19 protein-coding genes are annotated in these 18,345 nt (G+C 43.2%); 13 read left to right on the plus strand and 6 right to left on the minus strand.

What is annotated here, in order from left to right:
• Positions 1–20: 20 nt before the first annotated feature.
• Positions 21–1,724 carry an ABC transporter transmembrane domain-containing protein gene (locus tag JN178_RS06185; protein WP_442859699.1) on the minus strand — a complete coding sequence of 568 codons (1,704 nt, stop codon included), beginning with the start codon at positions 1,722–1,724 and terminating at the stop codon, positions 21–23.
• 372 nt (positions 1,725–2,096) lie between these two features.
• Between JN178_RS06185 and rpsP the strand changes: the two genes are divergently transcribed.
• The 6 genes from rpsP to JN178_RS06215 all read left to right on the plus strand — a co-directional run bounded on the left by rpsP (position 2,097) and on the right by JN178_RS06215 (position 5,856).
• The gene (rpsP, locus tag JN178_RS06190; protein ID WP_131095552.1) at positions 2,097–2,348 is read left to right on the plus strand and encodes a 30S ribosomal protein S16; all 252 of its coding nucleotides are present in this window, start codon (positions 2,097–2,099) and stop codon (positions 2,346–2,348) included.
• Between the two features lie 23 nt (positions 2,349–2,371).
• Positions 2,372–2,893, plus strand: a complete 522-nt coding sequence (rimM, locus tag JN178_RS06195) for a ribosome maturation factor RimM (protein WP_202264502.1) — start codon at positions 2,372–2,374, stop codon at positions 2,891–2,893.
• Positions 2,894–3,655: a tRNA (guanosine(37)-N1)-methyltransferase TrmD gene (gene trmD, locus JN178_RS06200; protein ID WP_159623113.1), complete on the plus strand. Its 762-nt coding sequence runs from the start codon at positions 2,894–2,896 to the stop codon at positions 3,653–3,655.
• An 18-nt stretch (positions 3,656–3,673) separates the two neighbouring features.
• Entirely contained in the window at positions 3,674–4,033 is a 360-nt protein-coding gene (gene rplS / locus JN178_RS06205) for a 50S ribosomal protein L19 (protein ID WP_024015986.1), read from the plus strand.
• Positions 4,034–4,249: 216 nt separating this feature from the next.
• Entirely contained in the window at positions 4,250–4,894 is a 645-nt protein-coding gene (locus JN178_RS06210; protein WP_202264504.1) for a trimeric intracellular cation channel family protein, read from the plus strand.
• Between the two features lie 101 nt (positions 4,895–4,995).
• Entirely contained in the window at positions 4,996–5,856 is an 861-nt protein-coding gene (locus JN178_RS06215; protein ID WP_202264506.1) for a hypothetical protein, read from the plus strand.
• Positions 5,857–5,910: 54 nt separating this feature from the next.
• Here JN178_RS06215 and JN178_RS06220 read toward each other — a convergent pair whose 3' ends face one another.
• Positions 5,911–6,630 (minus strand): enoyl-CoA hydratase/isomerase family protein, encoded by a 720-nt coding sequence (locus tag JN178_RS06220; protein ID WP_202264508.1) that lies wholly within the window; start codon positions 6,628–6,630, stop codon positions 5,911–5,913.
• A gap of 373 nt (positions 6,631–7,003) precedes the next feature.
• Here JN178_RS06220 and JN178_RS06225 point away from each other — a divergent pair, with 373 nt between their 5' ends.
• Together JN178_RS06225 and tyrA are read left to right on the plus strand one after the other, a co-directional pair.
• A complete protein-coding gene (locus JN178_RS06225; RefSeq protein ID WP_159623105.1) occupies positions 7,004–8,092 on the plus strand; it encodes a 3-deoxy-7-phosphoheptulonate synthase in 1,089 nt (362 codons plus the stop codon).
• A gap of 40 nt (positions 8,093–8,132) precedes the next feature.
• Positions 8,133–9,278 carry a bifunctional chorismate mutase/prephenate dehydrogenase gene (tyrA, locus tag JN178_RS06230; RefSeq protein ID WP_202264518.1) on the plus strand — a complete coding sequence of 382 codons (1,146 nt, stop codon included), beginning with the start codon at positions 8,133–8,135 and terminating at the stop codon, positions 9,276–9,278.
• Positions 9,279–9,315: 37 nt separating this feature from the next.
• Here tyrA and JN178_RS06235 read toward each other — a convergent pair whose 3' ends face one another.
• The 4 genes from JN178_RS06235 to yciH all read right to left on the minus strand — a co-directional run bounded on the left by JN178_RS06235 (position 9,316) and on the right by yciH (position 13,390).
• Positions 9,316–10,548 carry a methyl-accepting chemotaxis protein gene (locus JN178_RS06235; RefSeq protein WP_202264521.1) on the minus strand — a complete coding sequence of 411 codons (1,233 nt, stop codon included), beginning with the start codon at positions 10,546–10,548 and terminating at the stop codon, positions 9,316–9,318.
• A gap of 170 nt (positions 10,549–10,718) precedes the next feature.
• The gene (gene pheA, locus JN178_RS06240; RefSeq protein WP_413228882.1) at positions 10,719–11,960 is read right to left on the minus strand and encodes a prephenate dehydratase; all 1,242 of its coding nucleotides are present in this window, start codon (positions 11,958–11,960) and stop codon (positions 10,719–10,721) included.
• A 247-nt stretch (positions 11,961–12,207) separates the two neighbouring features.
• On the minus strand, positions 12,208–13,008 hold the full coding sequence (locus JN178_RS06245) for a response regulator (RefSeq protein WP_159623097.1): 801 nt from the start codon (positions 13,006–13,008) through the stop codon (positions 12,208–12,210).
• A 49-nt stretch (positions 13,009–13,057) separates the two neighbouring features.
• The gene (yciH, locus tag JN178_RS06250; protein ID WP_202264525.1) at positions 13,058–13,390 is read right to left on the minus strand and encodes a stress response translation initiation inhibitor YciH; all 333 of its coding nucleotides are present in this window, start codon (positions 13,388–13,390) and stop codon (positions 13,058–13,060) included.
• Positions 13,391–13,561: 171 nt separating this feature from the next.
• Here yciH and JN178_RS06255 point away from each other — a divergent pair, with 171 nt between their 5' ends.
• From JN178_RS06255 to JN178_RS06270, 5 genes are all read left to right on the plus strand, one after another.
• Positions 13,562–13,867: an STAS domain-containing protein gene (locus tag JN178_RS06255; protein WP_202264527.1), complete on the plus strand. Its 306-nt coding sequence runs from the start codon at positions 13,562–13,564 to the stop codon at positions 13,865–13,867.
• 27 nt (positions 13,868–13,894) lie between these two features.
• The gene (locus JN178_RS20135) at positions 13,895–14,575 is read left to right on the plus strand and encodes a response regulator (protein WP_232369707.1); all 681 of its coding nucleotides are present in this window, start codon (positions 13,895–13,897) and stop codon (positions 14,573–14,575) included.
• Positions 14,515–15,564, plus strand: a complete 1,050-nt coding sequence (locus JN178_RS20140) for an ATP-binding SpoIIE family protein phosphatase (protein ID WP_232369764.1) — start codon at positions 14,515–14,517, stop codon at positions 15,562–15,564. Before JN178_RS20135 ends, JN178_RS20140 begins: the two co-directional genes overlap by 61 nt.
• An 84-nt stretch (positions 15,565–15,648) precedes the next feature.
• The gene (locus tag JN178_RS06265; protein ID WP_159623089.1) at positions 15,649–16,092 is read left to right on the plus strand and encodes a tellurite resistance TerB family protein; all 444 of its coding nucleotides are present in this window, start codon (positions 15,649–15,651) and stop codon (positions 16,090–16,092) included.
• A 106-nt stretch (positions 16,093–16,198) separates the two neighbouring features.
• Positions 16,199–18,268: a bifunctional diguanylate cyclase/phosphodiesterase gene (locus tag JN178_RS06270; RefSeq protein WP_202264529.1), complete on the plus strand. Its 2,070-nt coding sequence runs from the start codon at positions 16,199–16,201 to the stop codon at positions 18,266–18,268.
• Positions 18,269–18,345 lie beyond the last annotated feature (77 nt).

Genomic DNA, 18,345 nt, shown 5'->3' on the forward strand with positions numbered 1-18,345 from the left:
CTAATAGCATCGCATGCGGTTCAACTTAGCAGTTGCAGTTCAGCGTATTCCCTATACAAGGTATCGCTTTTCATGAGTGAGGCGTGGGTACCCACTCCTACAACTTGGCCCTTATCCATGACTAAAATGCGATCGGCGTGCTGAACTGTGGCCAATCTATGCGCAATCACAATGCTGGTTTTCCCTTGCATTAATTTATCAATGGCTTGTTGCACCATGCGCTCACTCATTGCATCAAGGGCACTGGTGGCTTCGTCGAGCAATAAGATAGGACGATTGGCTAGAATTGCGCGGGCGATGGCAATGCGCTGCTTTTGCCCACCCGAAAGCTTAACACCGCGTTCACCAAGTTGTGTATTGTAGCGTTCATCTAAGTTGTCGATAAACTCATGTGCAAAGGCTTGTTTGGCGGCGTCGACCACGTCATCGTCGCTGGCATTGGGGCGACCATAGCGAATGTTTTCCATTACTGAGCTGGCAAATACCACAGGTTCTTGTGTGACAACGGCAATGTGTTGGCGTAACACTTCTACCGGCATTGTATGAATGGCCTTGCTATCAAAGCATATTTGCCCAGTTTGTGGGTCGTAAAATCTCAACAATAGCTGAAAGAGCGTTGTTTTGCCTGCGCCGCTTGGACCAACGAGCGCGAGCTTTTCGCCTGCTTTGATCGTTATATTTAAATCGCTGAACAAAGGCTTGCTGTTAGGGTAGGCGAAGTGCACATTATGTATGGTGATTTGTGGCGCTGTGGCACAAATCTCGCCTTTGGCGCTATTGTAACTGTCTACTGACGATGCAATATCCGGTTGCGTGTTAAATAATTCATAAAGCCGTTCACTTGCACCGACACCGCGCTGCACTTCACCGATGACTTCGCTGATGGTGGCAATACTGCCGCCAGCCATAACGGCATAAAATAGAAACGCTGATAATTCGCCCACGGTCATTGCGCCATTCAATACTTGTCGAGCACCTACCCATGCAATAAAAATAATCGCAATCATGCTGATACACATAATGCAGCCAATAAGTAGTGAACGGTAATGAATACGCTTTTTGGCAACGTCCATAGCAGCTTCTACTTGCTTTGAAAAAAGCATTCGCTCATTTTCTTCAGCGGTATAGGCTTGTACCGTCATGATTTCATGTAGACTTTCATCAATACGTGCACCAAGGTCAGCCACTTTATCCTGACTTTCTTTAGCAAACCGGCGTACTTGTGGCGCGAGCACTTTAATAGGCACTAAAACAGCAGGTACCGCCACAATGACACAAAAGGTAAGTAGCGGGCTTGAAAAGCCCATCAAACTGATTGCGCCAATGAAAGTAACCACCGAACGCAGTGTCATTGAAAGACTCATTCCCACAACCGTTTGAATGATGGTTGTGTCACTAGTGAAGCGAGAAATGACTTCGCCAGTACGCAGCTCTGCGAAAAACGACGGGGGAAGCGACAGCAAATGTGAATATACTTGCTTGCGTATGTCAGCGCTCACACGCTCTCCTAACCACGTCATCAAATAAAAGCGGGCATAGGTGGCAATACATGCGATAACGGTAACAACAAGGACCAATACTGTAGCTTGATTTAACGTATCTGATGCGCTTTCTACAAATCCACTGTCAATGGCGTACTTTATGCCTTGCCCCAATGTTAACCATGCAATGGCGGCAGTAAACAGAGCAACAATGGCACCAACCACACGCGTGCGGTAATTCATTAAATGCCCACCAATCCATTTAAACACCACTTTGGTAGACACGCTTTCAAGCCCTTTAGACAAAATAACTCCACAATAAATTTAACGGTTTCTTGCTTCACTATACGTGACTTACAACACAAGTGGTTTGAATAATCGATAGCTTTGCCAATGTAAGTGATAAGCGCACGAAGACCATATAAATCGATGACCCTCATTGCCAATGTACCGCTTTGGAAAATCATCTTAATTTAAAAGCCCTTAATGCGGATAAAAACTTGCAATCAGACCCCATATCCGTATAATTCGGCGGCCTTCTAATTGGCGTCTATTTTTTAGTCGTCAAACGAAGGCTTAAGTTAACGGTAACGCTACAACGAGTTTGAGGCATTTATGGTTACTATTCGTTTACAGCGTGGTGGCGCGAAAAAGCGTCCATTTTATCAACTAGTGGTGGCTGATAGCCGTCGTGCAAGAAACGGTCGTTTCATCGAAAACATCGGTTTCTTCAACCCAACTGCACAAGGTCAAGCGGAACGTCTTCGCATCGACCTAGAGCGTGTTGAATACTGGGTTGGCGTAGGCGCGAGCTTATCAGATCGCGTTTCTAGCTTGGTAAAAGAAGCGAAAAAATCTGCAGCGTAAGCTGTTATTAACTGGTGGTATAGATGAGTCTAGCGTCTGACAAAGTGATTGTTGGCAAAATTGGCGCACCGTACGGTGTTAAAGGTTGGGTCAAAATCAACAGCTATACAGAAACACCAGAAGGTATTTTTGAGTATGCGCCATGGTTTCTTGGCGATGAAAAAGAATATCAAATTGATCAGTGGCGACCGCACGGTAAGAGCCTCGTTGCAAAAATTGTGGGCGTTGAGAACCGAGATGATGCAGAGCGCATCAAAAACTTGGATATCAACATAAATGCTTCACAGCTGCCTGATTTAGGTGACGAAGGGGTTTATTGGCGCGAGCTCACCGGCATGAAAGTGGTAACAACGCAAGGTTACGACTTAGGTGTGGTGAAAGAAGTATTCAATACAGGTGCAAACGACGTTATTCACGTTAAAGCGAATGTAGGCGATGCTTTTGGTCAAAAAGAAAGACTTATACCTTTTGTGTTCGACGATGTCGTACAAGAGGTAGATAAAGAAGCGAAGGTCATTAAAGTTGACTGGGACCCGGGGTTTTAAGTGACACCGGAAAAGTGGTTTGGAGTTGTTAGCCTGTTTCCAGACATGTTTGCCCCATTTACCCAACAGGGTGTGATAGGTCGAGCAGTTAAATCTGGAACATTATCGGTTGATACCTTTAACCCCCGTGACTTTACACATGACCGCCATCGTACAGTTGACGATCGCCCCTATGGAGGCGGCCCCGGTATGCTGATGATGGTAAAACCGCTAACTGACGCAATACAAGCCGCCAAGAAAGTGGGTGGCGAAAACAGTAAGGTGATCTACTTATCACCCCAAGGGAAACCCCTTGACCAAGCAGGCGTTCAGCGCCTTGCTAATATCGACCGCACAATTTTAATTTGTGGTCGATACGAAGGTATCGACGAGCGGGTAATCGAAAGCCATGTTGACGAAGAAGTCTCTATTGGTGATTACGTGTTAAGCGGCGGTGAACTACCAGCAATGGTCCTTATGGACGCGGTTGCTCGACTAGTTCCTGGTGTGCTGGGGCATAAAGCTTCAGCGGTTGAAGATTCTTTCACTGACGGTCTTTTGGATTGTCCGCACTATACGCGGCCCGAAATACTTGATGGTCAAAAGGTTCCTGAGGTGTTGTTAAGTGGGGACCATGAAAAAATTAGGCAGTGGCGATTGATGCAGTCATTAGGTAGAACCTGGCAGCGTCGCCCTGAATTGTTAAATCACCTAGCTCTGACTGAGGAGCAGCAGCGTTTGCTTGAATTATTCCAAGCGCAACTGCAGCAAGATGACAGTTAACTAGGACGAGAGGATATGATGAGCAAAGTCAGTCAAGATATCATCAAAAAAATCGAAGAAGCACAGCTAAAGACTGATGTTCCTGCGTTTGGTCCAGGTGACACAGTAGTTGTTAAAGTTCGCGTTACCGAAGGTGACAAAGAGCGTCTTCAGGCTTATGAAGGTGTTGTTATCGCTAAACGTAACCGTGGTCTGCACTCGTCTTTTACCGTGCGTAAAATTTCTAGCGGCGAAGGCGTTGAGCGTGTGTTCCAAACACACAGCCCGGCAGTTTCTTCAATTGAAGTTAAACGTCGCGGTGCGGTTCGTCGTGCTAAGCTTTACTATCTACGTGAGCGTTCAGGTAAATCTGCACGTATCAAAGAGAAGCTTAACTAAGATTACTAATCCTTGCGTTATTGTTAACTTCGAAAAAGCCCGCGTTAAGCGGGCTTTTTTGTGCCTGAAATTCGATCTTTTTCCCGCCGCAAACCTTAAAAATAGTTAATGCCACTTGTCAGTGCTAATCAACGCATTGTGTCTTACAGACATCACAGTGGAACGACTGAACAGTTATACGTGTTTCGATTAAACACGATGGGTTACTAATTAGATATGAGCTCGGACTACTTTTTATTTCTCAATATTGTTGGTGTAGCATTCTTCGCTGTATCAGGTGCGTTAATGGGACATCAAAAACAAATTAATGGCTTTGGCATTGTTGTAGTAGGTGCGATCACTGCAATTGGTGGAGGGACTATCCGCGACCTTATGTTAGGCAAACCGATTTTTTGGGTTGAGGTCTCAGACTATCTTTTTGCAACTTACACCGCGATTTTAGTCACTATTTTATTTGTGCGTTATATGCCTTCCCCCGCAAACTTCTTTTTCATTGTAATGGATGCAATTGGCCTGGCTATTTTCAATATTGTAGGAATTGAAAAGGCGCTTATTGAAGGTACAGGCATGCTTGTAGCACTCACAATGGGAGTAGTTACAGGTATTTTTGGTGGACTCATGCGTGATGTTATATGTCGAGAGGTCCCGCTGGTTATGAAAAGTGATTTGTATGCAAGTACTTGCTTGGCTGGTGGGTTAACGTATGCCGCGCTGTTTGCGATGGATATTGCTTACTTTTGGTGTATCTTAGGCGCACTTATCGTAACCGTCTTTTTACGATTAGGTTCAGTTTATTGGAACTGGAATATAGACCTCTTTCATAAACGCACACACAAAAAACGCGCTTTTCGTTTACTTTAAATCACGGTCGAATTACAGCTTTAGAAAAGAGGTCATACTAGTTAAATTTTTGTTATATGGTTTAATCTAATATAACCCGCTCCCTTAAGGCGATGAAAAGATTGGCTAAATTGTCCTTTGTTGGTAATTGCACTACTCACGCAGACGCTGTTATATCCTCACGCTTAACATTGGTGTTAAGAACGGCGATAGTCATACTGCTCTTCTTCGCAAGCGCTTCGCTTTTTGCCAATGAAAGAGAACGGAGCCCGAGTGTTGTAACCGTCTATTCATATCACCTCAAACCCCCTTTTATCATCGATGAAGCCGTCAATTCTGGACTCTATTACGATATGTTATCTTTGCTAAGCGATGAAACGGTTGAATACCAATTGGCCTATATGCCAAGAAAAAGAATTAATAAATTGCTAGAGAATAATGATCTTCAAGGCGTCGTAATTGGCGTAAGCCCACATTGGTTTTCCGATGGTGATAAAACGAAATACTTATGGTCAATTCCCTTTATTGAAGATAAGGACGAAATTGTTTCGAATGCCGATACGCCATTCGAATTCCAAGTTGATGAATTGTCTGACAAGGCAATGGCCGGTGTTCGAGGGCTTTTTTACGTCGGTCTTAACAACGCTATTGAAGATGGTCAGTTAAAGCGATTTGACACTGAGTCAGAAGAACAAATCATTGATATGATTGAACACCAGAGGGTCAACTTCGGTGTTGTTAGCAAAAGCACGCTGGCCTATCTGTACGATAAAAATGACTACATAAAAAGTATTCACATTTCCAAAGTACCTCATGAGGAATATTTTAGGCACATGTTAGTGCCTCGTCATTTAAGTCGCACAGAATCTCATCTTAATCAGCGATTACAGAGTGAGCTTAATACACCAGAATGGCGCACTATGCTACGTCGATATGGCGTTGATTTTATCGAAATAGATGGGGGGAACCCTGAAATACAGTGAGAAGAACTTCTACTTCTCACTGTAAATGACAATGTGCTAAGTTGTTGTCGACGTTTATTGGATTACGAGCGAAAGTGCTTCAATAAGCGGCTTATTTTCTCTCTCGATAGTCTCGATGATGTGTTTGTGTAACCGCCTTTTATGTTCCCCGAATATGCCACGTTTCTTGTCAAAGGTTTTTGCATAATTCAACGCACCTTCCATCAGCATAGCGTGTGTATCGTAGGCTTTCTCAACCACATGATCTTGTTCAAGCTCTCTTCCAGATACACGTCTTCCTGATAGTTTCATCTCGTTGAACCGATGGTAGGGCAACGCTTTTTTCACGAATTCAATCATTCCGGGCAAAAACGGTATAGATAAATCGACCTCAGGAAAACAGAAAAAGCCTTTGTCTGAGCGCATAAACCTAAAATCACATGCACACGCTAAAATAGCGCCGTTACCAAAAGCATGGCCGTTTATTGCTGCTATAACAGGCAAGGGGAATAATAGCAGTGTCTTAAAAACCTCATCCATGTTGTACATGAACTGCTTGATATCACTAAATTGTTGAGCCTTCATTGCTGGCATCAACCACTCTGTGTCGATCCCCAAACTAAAACACTTTTCGTCATTTGAAGTTAACACCAACGCTTTGCAGTCCGGGTTTTCTAAAACGCTACTAAGCGCGGCAAGCATTGCTTCAGCAAAGTTTGGGTTGTGACGGTTTTCACCATTTTCCATGGTAAGTAGGGCGACATCACCGTGATAGGTTATATTGACTAAATCCATAATAATGCTCTTATTTTCTTATTTTCCCTTATTTTCCTACATATTAGCGATTTATAGAAATTAACTGTGGTTATTATCATTAATCGCATTTTTCATACGCAGTAAGTTAGCGTACATTCGCATTATTATTTCACTACTGATTAAAAAGCGACCTGGTGATTGTTTGGTTGACAAATAATCACGTTGATTCCCTAAGATTCTAGACTAGATTAAAGTATTATTCGGTAATGCTTGCGTTGTCATTCGTGAGTTGTTAAAAAGTCAATGACGTTAAAGAAATATAGAAAAAGCTGGTTGTACAATAAAGTTTACATGCAGGTTGCATACTCTTTTAACGTTTTATTTTTTAGGTTTCAAAGTTAAGAGAGCCCCCATGATTAAGGACACAGTCAACAATGTTCACGTAAGTACAGAAGACGTACTTATTACTCCAGAAGCGTTAAGCGCCGAACTACCGGTATCAGATAAAGCCCTAGAAGCAATTTCTGCCTCACGCAAAATCGTGTCAGACATTATTCACCGTCGAGATCACAGAATGCTTGTAGTGTGTGGGCCTTGTTCTATCCACGATGTTGAAGCAGCGAAAGAGTATGCGCTAAAACTGAAAGAGCTGCATGAGTCATGCAAAGATACCTTATTTATTGTAATGCGAGTGTATTTTGAAAAACCGCGCACGACAACGGGTTGGAAAGGGCTGATTAACGATCCGCATATTGACGGTAGTTTTGATATCGAAACGGGTCTACGCAAAGCGCGTGAACTACTTATTTGGTTAGCTGAGTTAGAGCTTCCTGTAGCCACTGAAGCGCTGGATCCTATAAGTCCTCAGTACCTTGCTGAACTATTTAGTTGGGCAGCTATTGGTGCTCGTACCTCTGAGTCACAAACGCACCGTGAAATGGCCAGTGGACTTTCAATGCCTGTTGGTTTCAAAAACGGGACTGACGGTAGTTTAGATATAGCCATAAATGCACTTAAGTCTGCTGCATCAGGGCATCGTTTTATGGGCATTAACAAACAGGGGCAAGTGAGCATCATAGGTACAAGCGGTAACCCTGATGGACACATCATTTTACGTGGTGGAAAACAGCCAAATTATGATTCTGTGTGTGTCTCTGAATGCGAGTTGGAATTAGAAGGCGCAGGCCTTACTGCTGGACTAGTCGTCGACTGCAGTCACGCAAATTCGGCAAAAGATTATCGCCGCCAGCCATTGGTTGCTCAGAATGTAGTAAATCAAATACTCGAAGGTAATCAATCTATTATTGGCATCATGCTAGAGAGTCACTTAAACCCTGGTAATCAGAAGGCCGATGGGAAAAAGCCTGAAGAACTTGAATACGGGGTTTCCATAACAGACGGTTGTATTGACTGGGAAAGCACAGAAAACTTGATTGCTCAAACCAGAGATAAATTAATAACTGTGTTACCCTTACGTCAAAATAAGCGCACGGTGGCTTAAGCCGACGTATCCGTGCCATTTGATTCAAGGAATAAGCAATATGGCCGATTTTTCGCAGCAACTTTCTGCGCTGCGTGAAGGTATTGACGAGCTGGATACACAGCTCGTCGAGCTACTTGCAAAACGCAATAAAATTACCACCCAAGTAGGGCAGATTAAGGCACAGGCAGGTATGCCTGTTTATGTTCCTGAACGTGAAAAAGCCCTTATTGCTTCTCGGCGAGCGCAGGCCGAAGCGCTTGGTGTGTCTCCCGACCTAACCGAAGATCTACTGCGCCGTGTAATGCGTGAATCCTACCACACCCAAAACAACAACTACCGCTGTGTAAAGCCAGATCTCGATAATGTGGTTGTCATTGGTGGCGCAGGCGCATTAGGGCGTGTATTCGTTAGCTTGTTTGAGCGAAGTAATTATACGGTTTCGGTGGTTGAAAAAGATGACTGGGATAGCGGCCGTGCTCACTCGATATTAAGCTCAGCATCTTTGGTCGTAGTTGCAGTTCCTATCAATTTAACCGAATCGGTAATTGGCAAGCTTACCATGCTACCCGAAACGTGTGTGCTTGCCGACATCACGAGTATAAAGGCTAAACCGCTTGACGCGATGTTGGCCGTACACTCAGGTCCGGTTGTTGGTCTCCACCCGATGTTTGGGCCTGATGCCCCTGGGATGATAAAGCAGGTTGTCGTAGTCTGCGACGGTCGGGACAGTGATAAATATGCATGGCTTATTGAGCAAATGCGAATTTGGGGGGCAACTATTCACGACTCTAGTGCCAATGAGCATGATCAAGCCATGGCCTATATTCAGGTAATGCGACATTTCAACACCTTTGTGTACGGACAACACTTGAAAGGGGAAAACCCTAACCTTGAGTCGCTTACCATGTTTAGTTCACCCATTTATCGCCTTGAACTCGCTATGGTAGGGCGTCTCTTTGCGCAGTCTCCCCAACTGTATGCAGACATTATTTTCAATAACCCAGACAACTTTGCGCTACTACGTCGTTTTTACGAACGATTTGGGTTGGCGCTTACATTACTGGAAAAGGGCGATAAAAAAGGGTTTGTAGAGCAGTTTATGCGAGTAGGGGCGTGGTTTGGCGACTATGCTAAAAAGTGTCTTGTCGACAGCAAGCAAATGCTTTTGAAAGCTGACGATGGTCAGCTTCTTCGCGATAAGTAAGCTAGCAAGACTGCGCGTTTAAAGCGCGCGTCTTCAACTAGTTTGTAAACTGCTTTAATCCTTTCTGAGTGGCAAGTGCAAGAGTTTGTGCTTGCTGGGCTTCACGGTTTGTAACGACCATTTGGGCCTGAATATTGTCACTTAACTGTGTTATATGTTCTACGTTATCTGTGGCTTGCTCATGTTGTTGTTGCAGTGTGCTCACTGATGACAATATGACTTTGAACGCGTCAATATTTTGCTCAAAGTCTTTCATCATTTTGTCAAACAGCGTAATGGTTGCGTCAATGTTAACTTTCATCGAATCAGATGCGCTGATAAGCATTGTTGATTCTTCTTGGGTTTCTCCCACTAACGTTTCCATATCGTTTAGGAAGTGACTAATCTTCTGGGTGGCATCAGCTACTTTAGCTGAAAGTGTACGTACTTCATCCGCGACCACAGCAAACCCTCTTCCGGCGTCACCGGCCCTTGCTGCCTCTATCGCGGCGTTAAGTGCAAGCAAGTTTGTTTGGTCGGCAAACTCTTCCACCATTTTGAGAATATTCCGCACATTATCTGCGTTGTCTTGAAGCCCTGAGACCGTCGTTGAAAACTGTTGCAGCAGGGTCGTTATTTTTTCAATTTGTTGATGCGACAATAACAGGTTGTTATTCGCATCTTTGGCGCTAGTAAGGTTAATAGTGTTAGTCGTACTCACCTGATCTGCAGCGCTTACAATATCGTCGATGCTTTCACTGACCGTATGTGTCGATGTACTAATAACATGACTGAGCGACTTTTGTGTGCAGGCTTGCTGACTCACTTCTTCAATGGCAGTGACCATAACCGCGTTTGCCGTGGATGCTTTTTCGGCATCTTGATTAATGGATTTGATCAATTGGCTGAGATTATCAGCGAATAAATTATAAGCTTGAGAGACATCTCTAAATTCATCCCTTGTAAAAGCAGGTAAACGCGTTGCTAAATTACCCTGAGTATGATTTATGTCGTTTAGCGTATTAAGTAGCGCGTTTACTGGTCGTACGATGAGGTAATGCAAATAAAAAATAGTAAAAGCAAAGCTAAAGGCCCCAAGCACGGATAATGTGATCATGGCAGAAAAAAGGGAGGAACGTTCATCAAAGGGGGCTGATGCAACTTGATAGAATAGATAGAAATTAGCAACTTGAAAAAGAAACAAAAACGTTATGTTACCCACTATTTTTCGTGTGAGTGTGTAGAAGAACGTTCGTTCTAAAACATCGTATAACTGCCAAAATGCCTGCATAACAACTTACACCCTACTTATCGATAAAACACTTTCCGACTGTAGTTTACTACGATGACAACTGGCAAAACTTTGCGCTAGGTCATAGTTTGTGGTGTAAATGTATTTCTGAACAGCCCAAGTATTGACTATAGGGCTGTTCAGCAGCGATAACACTCAGAGGCACTTAGTTATTGCGTAAGCGCACTTGCCGCAGCAACTTTTGTTGGACTAATTTCTTCGCTTGGGTAGCAGCCTAATACCTTGATATAGCGAGTAATACTACGCAATGCGTCGAGCGCTTTTTGTACTGGACCATCTTCTACATTACCTTCAACATCAATATAGAACATTTCTTCCCATGGGTTGCCTGGAATCGGGCGAGACTCTAGCTTGGTCATATTGATACTGTTGTCTTTAAGTACCATAAGGGCTTCTACTAATGCGCCGGGCTTCTGAACCGTGGACATAACAAGCGTTGTCTTTGCTGGAACTTGTAGCGGCACTACTACTGGATTTCTTGCAACAACGATAAACCTACTATGGTTCTCTTTTTGATTAGCGAGGTTACTCTTTATTGCCATAAGGCCATAAAGATTACCACCGGCTTCACTACCTATAGCGGCTACATCGTCTCGTTGAAGCTCGCTTACTGTAAGCATTGCTGAGGACGTGCTATCCATCGTTTTCACTTCCACATTACCAAGTTCAGCTAGGAAGTGACTGCACTGGGTAAACACCTGTGGGTGGGCGTAAAGCGTTTTAATTTTATCGATGCTAGTGTTTGTCCCGACTAGCAGTGTATGTCTGATAGGGTGGGTGAGTTCGCCAATTATACTTAACTGCGTATGCTGTAATTGGTCGTAAACCTCATTAATGCTGCCAGAGGTAGTGTTCTCAATGGGTAAAACTGCGTAATCAGCTTCGGTATTTTCTACCTTATGGATAATTTCGGCAAAGCTCTGGCAACCAATTTCAAGTAATTCTCCGGGGCGACGCGAAAAGTACTTTTGTGTTGCAAGGTACGAATATGAACCCTTATCACCAAGAAACGCTACACGATTTAATGGCAGTGTACTTCCAGGGTTGGCGCGTTCTGCTAGCATGGCCTGTTGATTTAATACAGAATCTTCAATGATGACATGAAAAATTTGCGTCACGTAGTGTGGGTCAAGGCCAATGCTTTGCCCTTCTTTAATTAAGCGAACTAGCAATTGCTCTTCGCGTTTTTGGTCTCTAACAGGAATGTGGTGTTTTATTTTTGTTTCAGCCACTTCATTAGTGAGCTTTCGGCGCTCGGAAAGTAGCGTAAGTAATTCACTGTCGAGCGCGGTAATGCGTTCTCTTACAGTATCTAATGCGTTATCTGACATGTTATTCCCGTAGTGTTTTAAGCTAAAAAAAAACCTCCCGGTTGGGAGGTTTTTTAGCATGCAACTGCGCCTCCCTAGTGAAAGGATGTAAACGCAAAAAAGAAAATAGCTGCATACTGTGTATTTTGTTTCATGGCTACGAATGTATGTTGAACAGCTGATAGTGTCAACCCATTTTTACAAATCGAGAGAGTCTTTTTTTTATCAGCACTTGATAGTGCTGTAAATTTAATATAACCAAAAAAGGCAGCCTAAAAGCTGCCTTTTCTATAGCACGTCACGCCGTGCTAACTAACCCGCTATTCCTTTAGTTGCCTAGCAAGGCTGACAGCATCTGTCTAACCTCAGTAGGTTCAAACGGTTTATCACACAATGCGTTAACGCCCGTTTGTTGAATATTGGCCATGTGTGCACTTTCTGCCGACTCAGACGTTACCATAATGATAGGAATATGGGTGGTTTCAGGGTTAAATCTGATGAACTCTGAAAGCTCACGGCCATCCATTTCAGGCATGTTGTAGTCAGTCACTACTAAGTCAAAAGGCTCATCCTTAATAAAGGTTAATGCCATTGCGCCGTTTTCGGCTTCTCTAATCTTTTTAAGACCCATTCCTTCAAGTACACGTCTGATGTGGTTACGCGCCAATTTGCTGTCATCAACAAGGAGTACCCTTACTTCTTGCACATCGAACAATTCTAAATCGAGCTCATCGTGATTGATAAGGTCAAGGCTGGCATTCAGCGCTCTAGACAAATGTAAAGGTTCAAACGGCTTAGGTAGTATTGCTGCTACACCGGCTTGTTTAAACTCTTCAAGTTTACTCAGGCGGTTTTCACTTGAAACCAACATGAAAGGAATAGTCTTAAATTCATCATCTTCTTTAATGAATTTAAGTAATTCAATAGCAGTGCCATCTTCATAGTACATGGCGCTGACAATCAAATCAGCACCATGTGCCTTCACTGCAGAGCGCGCTTCAGCAAGGGTACTGACGGGGTCAATTTCCTTAACGTTCTCTTTAAGTAGTAGGGTAGTTATGATCTTCCTTTGGGTATCAGAAGGTTCAACTAAAATAATATGTAAATCAGAAATTGACAGCTTTTCCATTTCAGACTCTTTTTGTATTTGTTTATGAAAATGTCAGAGGTTATAAATATTAACCTCCAGCAAGCTTTACCTTGTAGCCTTTGTCAGTAAGCAGCGAACGAAGTTTTTCTCTATCGTCAGTCTGTACTTCAATCACGCCATCTTTTACAGCGCCACCACATCCACACTTCTTTTTTAGCTCAGAGCCCAGTTTTTTTAACGCTTCTGGAGCTAAGTCTAGTCCTTTTATTAGCGAAACGCCTTTGCCTTTACGGCCTTTTGTTTCACGATGAATTCGCACAATACCATCTGACGATACAGAGCGCGCGGCTTCTTTGGCTTCGGGCTTAATTTTTCCGCCATCTGTACTATATACCAAAAGGGCTTCTTGCCAATCTTGCATGGATACCTCAAATTATTGCTTTGCCTTATCGACACTGCTTTTCAATAATTAACACTAAGTAAAGAATAAACTTTTATCGATGGCGTTGTAAAAAAGTTCGGCTACTATAAAGAATAGCAAAACAGAAAGCATGAGACGATGTATTGTGCTCATAATTTTACAGGAGACAAAATGGATATTACGGCGAATTACAAGAACCAAGGGAAAGAGTTAACGATAGATGTCGGCGCTAAATTCGATTTCAGCAGAGTAGAGGATTTTCGCAATGCATATGCGGGTCTTGATACAAGTGTTGAACATATTTCAATAGATCTGTCGCGCACTGAGTATATGGATAGCTCTGCGTTGGGGATGCTGCTAAACATGCAAAAGGCGCTTTCTGAGCGCAAACTTACTTACAGTATCGATAATGCCCGCCCTCAAGTGGAGAAAATTCTTAAAATATCCCGGTTTGATAAAAAGTTTGAAATTCGGTAGTCCAATTCAAGAATAAGAAGGGCGCGCATGAAGATCTTGATTGTCGATGATGAAACCATCAACCGAGCACTTCTCGCCAATATGTTGCATAACGCCGGTTATACAGATTGCGTAGTGGCTGAAAGCGGCGAGGAAGCGTTGCGTTTGTTCGAACAAGAGACACCTGACTTAGTCTTGTTGGATGTAGTCATGCCGGGGATGTCTGGTTTTGATGTAGCTCCCCTCATTCGCAGCAAGGCTGACGGTAGTTACCTACCCATCTTGTTCATCACTGCGCTAGAAGACAAAGAAAGTTTGGTGCGTTGTCTCGAAGTGGGCGGTAACGATTTCGCTACTAAGCCGTTTGATAGGCATATTCTGGTTGCTAAAATTCGTGCTCATTTAAAGATCCGCGCATTAAGCCTACACATTGAACAACAAAATCAAACCCTGAGAATGTACCAGCAGCGTGTTGCACGAGAACACGCAATCGTGGAGCACATTTTTAGCCATGCTATTATCAATAACCCTGAAGTTCTTTCCCATTTTGATTGTTATTTGCAGCCAGCGGAAACATTCAATGGCGACTTGTTTCTATGTGAAGCAAGTCCAAGTGGGGGGATTATTTTCTCGTTGCTGATTTTACGGGACATGGCCTCGCGTCAGCCATTGGTGCATTACCCGTCACTCGCGCATTTCATGAATACAGTCAAAAAGGTGTGTCGATAGCAGAAACAGTTTCTGAGCTTAATAAAATCCTCTTGCAAATATTGCCTGGTGATATGTTCATGGCAGCGGTTGTCGGTGAGATAAACGCTGCAGGTGACAAAGTAAGCTTATGGCAAGGTGGTATGCCTGCTGCGATCGTTCCTTCAAGCTCTAATTTTGCCTTCCGTTCGTTTCCATCCCGTCATATGGCTTTAGGAATTTTGGAAGAGCATGAACTCAATACTGATTATGACATTGTTCAACTTGGCATAGGCGAACAACTCATTATTTACAGTGACGGATTAATTGAGAATGCTAACGAAAACGATGAGATGTTGATGGAAGAAGGTCTCATTGCACTCATAAGAGATGAAACCAAGAATAACGGAAAGGTATTAGCAAAATCATTGTACAAGCGCGTACAACAGCATGCAGCAGCGCCTGTTTTTGACGATGACGTCACGCTTGTCGTGTTTACATCAAAACCTATTAATATCTCATCTAATGCCGGAGATGTTGGTTTGCCATCGGTACACGAAGTAGTACTTAAGCCAGAGCATCTAAAACAGCCAGATATTTTGCAGCGCGTATTACAGCTAGCAAGCAGTGGTGAAGGTGTACAACGGGTACGCTCAATATTGTATACGGTGTTATCAGAGCTGTTTAATAATGCACTTGAGCACGGGATCTTGTGTCTTGACTCGAAACTAAAGTCCGGCGTCGATGGATTTCAAACCTACTATGAAAACCGAGAAGTTGCGCTAGAGGCGCTCGAAGAGGGAACAATAACAATACGAATCGAATCTCAACCCACTGCCAATCATATTATTATCTCAGTTGAAGACAGTGGCGAGGGGTTTAAGTGGGAAGGCTCGCAACAATTTAATCACGATGAATTTCATGGTCGTGGGTTAGCACTACTTCATACCTTATGTGAAAAACTGTGGTTCGAGAACAACGGTAGTAAAGTTAACTGCATATTAGACACTACAAACTCAAATCTACTTTAACCTGCAATTTGCGCGATTAAACGATTAATCCGATATCTACGTAAATATTAATGCTACATACAGAAATTTAAATTGTGGGGATTTATGCTAAAAGCTTTTTTACAACTTTTTGAGGATACGCAAGCGAAAAAAGCGTCATCGGTCACTGTTGAGTTAGCCACAGCTGCGTTACTTTCTGAGATAGTTAATGCTGACAACAAAGTGACACAAAGTGAACAAGAAGAATATAAGAAACAAATGCGCCGTCATGTGAATATTGACGAGCAAGCAATGGCGCTTTTACTTGAAAAAGGGGAAGAAACGGCTGAAGAAGCCATTGACCTTGTTAAGTTTACCAAAGTGCTGAATGCACACTGTGACGCTGAAGAGAAAAGAGATGTAATACGAAGCTTATGGGCAATTGCCTATGCAGATGATTCACTGGCGCCGCTAGAAGAGAGTACGATCCGTCAGGTGGCCGACTTACTTTACGTCCCGCACAGCCAATTCATTAAAACAAAACTAGAAGTCTCTGAGGGGCGCGACTGACACCTTTTAAAAAAGGATTTTATTTTTAACTCCTCTCCCTTACTATGGGTGTCGCTAAAATTGGCTGCAAGTTGGTAAACTGTAGTATTGCGGTAAGGAAGAGGAAGTGTTTAAGACGTTGAAAGTGCCTATTGGCCTGGCAATAATGTTATTTATGTCGGTATTGGTCATATGTATCGTTGTTGTTACCAGAGCAGAGCAAAATGCATCTGTGAAAGCCGTTATGCAGGAAAACACCATTGCCTTAAGCAACAATTTAGCGCAGCAACTCGCTGTGGTGATGGAACGCAGCCCAGGTGACAAAGCATTGTATTCTCAACTATTCAATCCTCTAAGAGAATACCAGTATATTATTTCAGCGACCCTTTACGATAACAATTACAATGTTATTGCCCGCGTTAGCCCCGATGCGGTTATGGCGTTCGAAGATGGTTCAATTCCTACCACACCAGAAGATGTGCCTTTTGGTGTCACTAGTCACGATAATATTGTGGTATCACACCAGTTAATCGGCAGTAGTTTATACCCCCTTGGACATATCGTTATATATGCAGACTCTACAAAGCTATTAACGAGCAGTGGGTATGGTAGCTTTCTGGGGCAGTTGCCTGTCATTCTTGGGCTTTGGCTTCTTTGTGTATGTATGTGTACCTACATCCTTTACCACTTAATTGCGCCGCTTACTTCGCTTAAGCGATTCACGCAGGAAGTATTTGAATCCAAAGATTATGCGTTGCGATGCTCTCATGACTCCAATGATGAAATTGGCCGACTCGCAAAAAATATCAATAGCCTTCTCGACACGATTGAAGTGGAGCTATTGATCAATTTTGAGCAAAAGCAAACATTGGTTGACCAGCAAGAGACCATGTCTCAGTTAGCAAACTTTGATAGTTTGACGGGGCTACCCAATCGTCAATTTGTACTTGATAACCTTCGTCTTGAATTAGCGCGGGCTAAGCGCAACGATGAAGATCTTATGCTGCTGTTTTTCGACTTAGACGGCTTTAAAGGGATAAACGATTCATTGGGCCATGAAACCGGTGATCTTATTTTAATTGAGGTTGCAGATCGTGTTCAGCGTCTATTACGCGATGGCGATTTATTTGCCCGACTTGGTGGTGATGAGTTCTTGGTATTGCCAGATAGAGACGTGTCACCTGAAGCGGCTCAAAGCTTAGCGTCGCGACTGATCACCTCTTTCGATGAACCCTTCGAGCTACGGGGCCTTTCGTTAACCGTGGGGTTAAGTGTTGGAATAGCAACCGCATCTGATGCAAGCTACGATTTAAGCGAATTGATGAGCAATGCTGATCTTGCTATGTATCGCTCTAAAGCGCGAGGGCGTGGAAGCTATACACTATTCACCCCAGATATGGTCGAATCACACAAGCGTAAACTGCACTTAGCTAACGGTATTGAACAAGGGTTGGCAAATGATGAATTCATCGTTTACTACCAAGTTAAGGTAAATAACCAAGGGCGAGTAATTGGTGCTGAAGCTCTAATTCGCTGGGTACACCCTGAATTTGGTCTTGTAATGCCCAATGAGTTTATTCCTATTGCAGAGCAAGGTGGGAAAATCACTGCAATTACGCAATGGGTTATCAAGCGCGTTTGTATCGATATGCCAGACATCAGGCAGTGGGCGTCTAATCCGTTCAGAGTATCTGTCAATTTATCTGGACATGATTTGCGCAATGCCCAGTTGTTTGACTATATCTACAATACATTTAACCTTTACGACATTAACCCTGAGAATTTTGAGTTTGAAGTAACAGAAAGTGCCTATTTGGAAAATTTTGCACTTTCCAACAAGTTCTTTAGGCGCATTGGTAATATGGGCTGTGCCATTGCACTGGATGATTTTGGCACGGGTTATTCATCATTAAGTTATCTCACACAAATCAATATCGACACACTGAAAGTTGATAGGCAGTTTGTTACTGAAATTCAGACCTCAGAGCGCAGTCGCTTAGTAACAGGAGCTATCATCGATTTAGCTAAACGACTGTCACTTGCTGTATGCGCAGAAGGTATCGAGAACCAAGAGCAATGGGATTATCTTAAGCTACACGGATGCGACAGCGTACAAGGCTTTATGTTTAGTAAACCTGTTCCTCTTGCTGACCTTATTGCGTCGCCCTCCCATTATACAGCAGCAAAAGCAAGTTAACTGCACGCGACAGTTAACATCGTTTCTTTCTTAGCGTAATGTAACCGCTGTTGCAAAAAAGTGTTTCTTTTTTGCAA

Source organism: Alteromonas sp. KC3 (assembly GCF_016756315.1).
GTDB lineage: Bacteria > Pseudomonadota > Gammaproteobacteria > Enterobacterales > Alteromonadaceae > Alteromonas.

What these genes read in the sequence shown, in the direction of transcription:
- JN178_RS06185 (WP_442859699.1), bottom strand. Translation starts at nt 1,724, where the DNA reads ATGAATTACCGCACGCGTGTGGTTGGTGCCATTGTTGCTCTGTTTACT.
- rpsP (WP_131095552.1), top strand. Translation starts at nt 2,097, where the DNA reads ATGGTTACTATTCGTTTACAGCGTGGTGGCGCGAAAAAGCGTCCATTT.
- rimM (WP_202264502.1), top strand. Translation starts at nt 2,372, where the DNA reads ATGAGTCTAGCGTCTGACAAAGTGATTGTTGGCAAAATTGGCGCACCG.
- rplS (WP_024015986.1), top strand. Translation starts at nt 3,674, where the DNA reads ATGAGCAAAGTCAGTCAAGATATCATCAAAAAAATCGAAGAAGCACAG.
- JN178_RS06210 (WP_202264504.1), top strand. Translation starts at nt 4,250, where the DNA reads ATGAGCTCGGACTACTTTTTATTTCTCAATATTGTTGGTGTAGCATTC.
- JN178_RS06220 (WP_202264508.1), bottom strand. Translation starts at nt 6,630, where the DNA reads ATGGATTTAGTCAATATAACCTATCACGGTGATGTCGCCCTACTTACC.
- JN178_RS06225 (WP_159623105.1), top strand. Translation starts at nt 7,004, where the DNA reads ATGATTAAGGACACAGTCAACAATGTTCACGTAAGTACAGAAGACGTA.
- tyrA (WP_202264518.1), top strand. Translation starts at nt 8,133, where the DNA reads ATGGCCGATTTTTCGCAGCAACTTTCTGCGCTGCGTGAAGGTATTGAC.
- JN178_RS06235 (WP_202264521.1), bottom strand. Translation starts at nt 10,548, where the DNA reads ATGCAGGCATTTTGGCAGTTATACGATGTTTTAGAACGAACGTTCTTC.
- pheA (WP_413228882.1), bottom strand. Translation starts at nt 11,960, where the DNA reads ATGCTAAAAAACCTCCCAACCGGGAGGTTTTTTTTTAGCTTAAAACAC.
- JN178_RS06245 (WP_159623097.1), bottom strand. Translation starts at nt 13,008, where the DNA reads ATGGAAAAGCTGTCAATTTCTGATTTACATATTATTTTAGTTGAACCT.
- yciH (WP_202264525.1), bottom strand. Translation starts at nt 13,390, where the DNA reads ATGCAAGATTGGCAAGAAGCCCTTTTGGTATATAGTACAGATGGCGGA.
- JN178_RS06255 (WP_202264527.1), top strand. Translation starts at nt 13,562, where the DNA reads ATGGATATTACGGCGAATTACAAGAACCAAGGGAAAGAGTTAACGATA.
- JN178_RS20135 (WP_232369707.1), top strand. Translation starts at nt 13,895, where the DNA reads ATGAAGATCTTGATTGTCGATGATGAAACCATCAACCGAGCACTTCTC.
- JN178_RS06265 (WP_159623089.1), top strand. Translation starts at nt 15,649, where the DNA reads ATGCTAAAAGCTTTTTTACAACTTTTTGAGGATACGCAAGCGAAAAAA.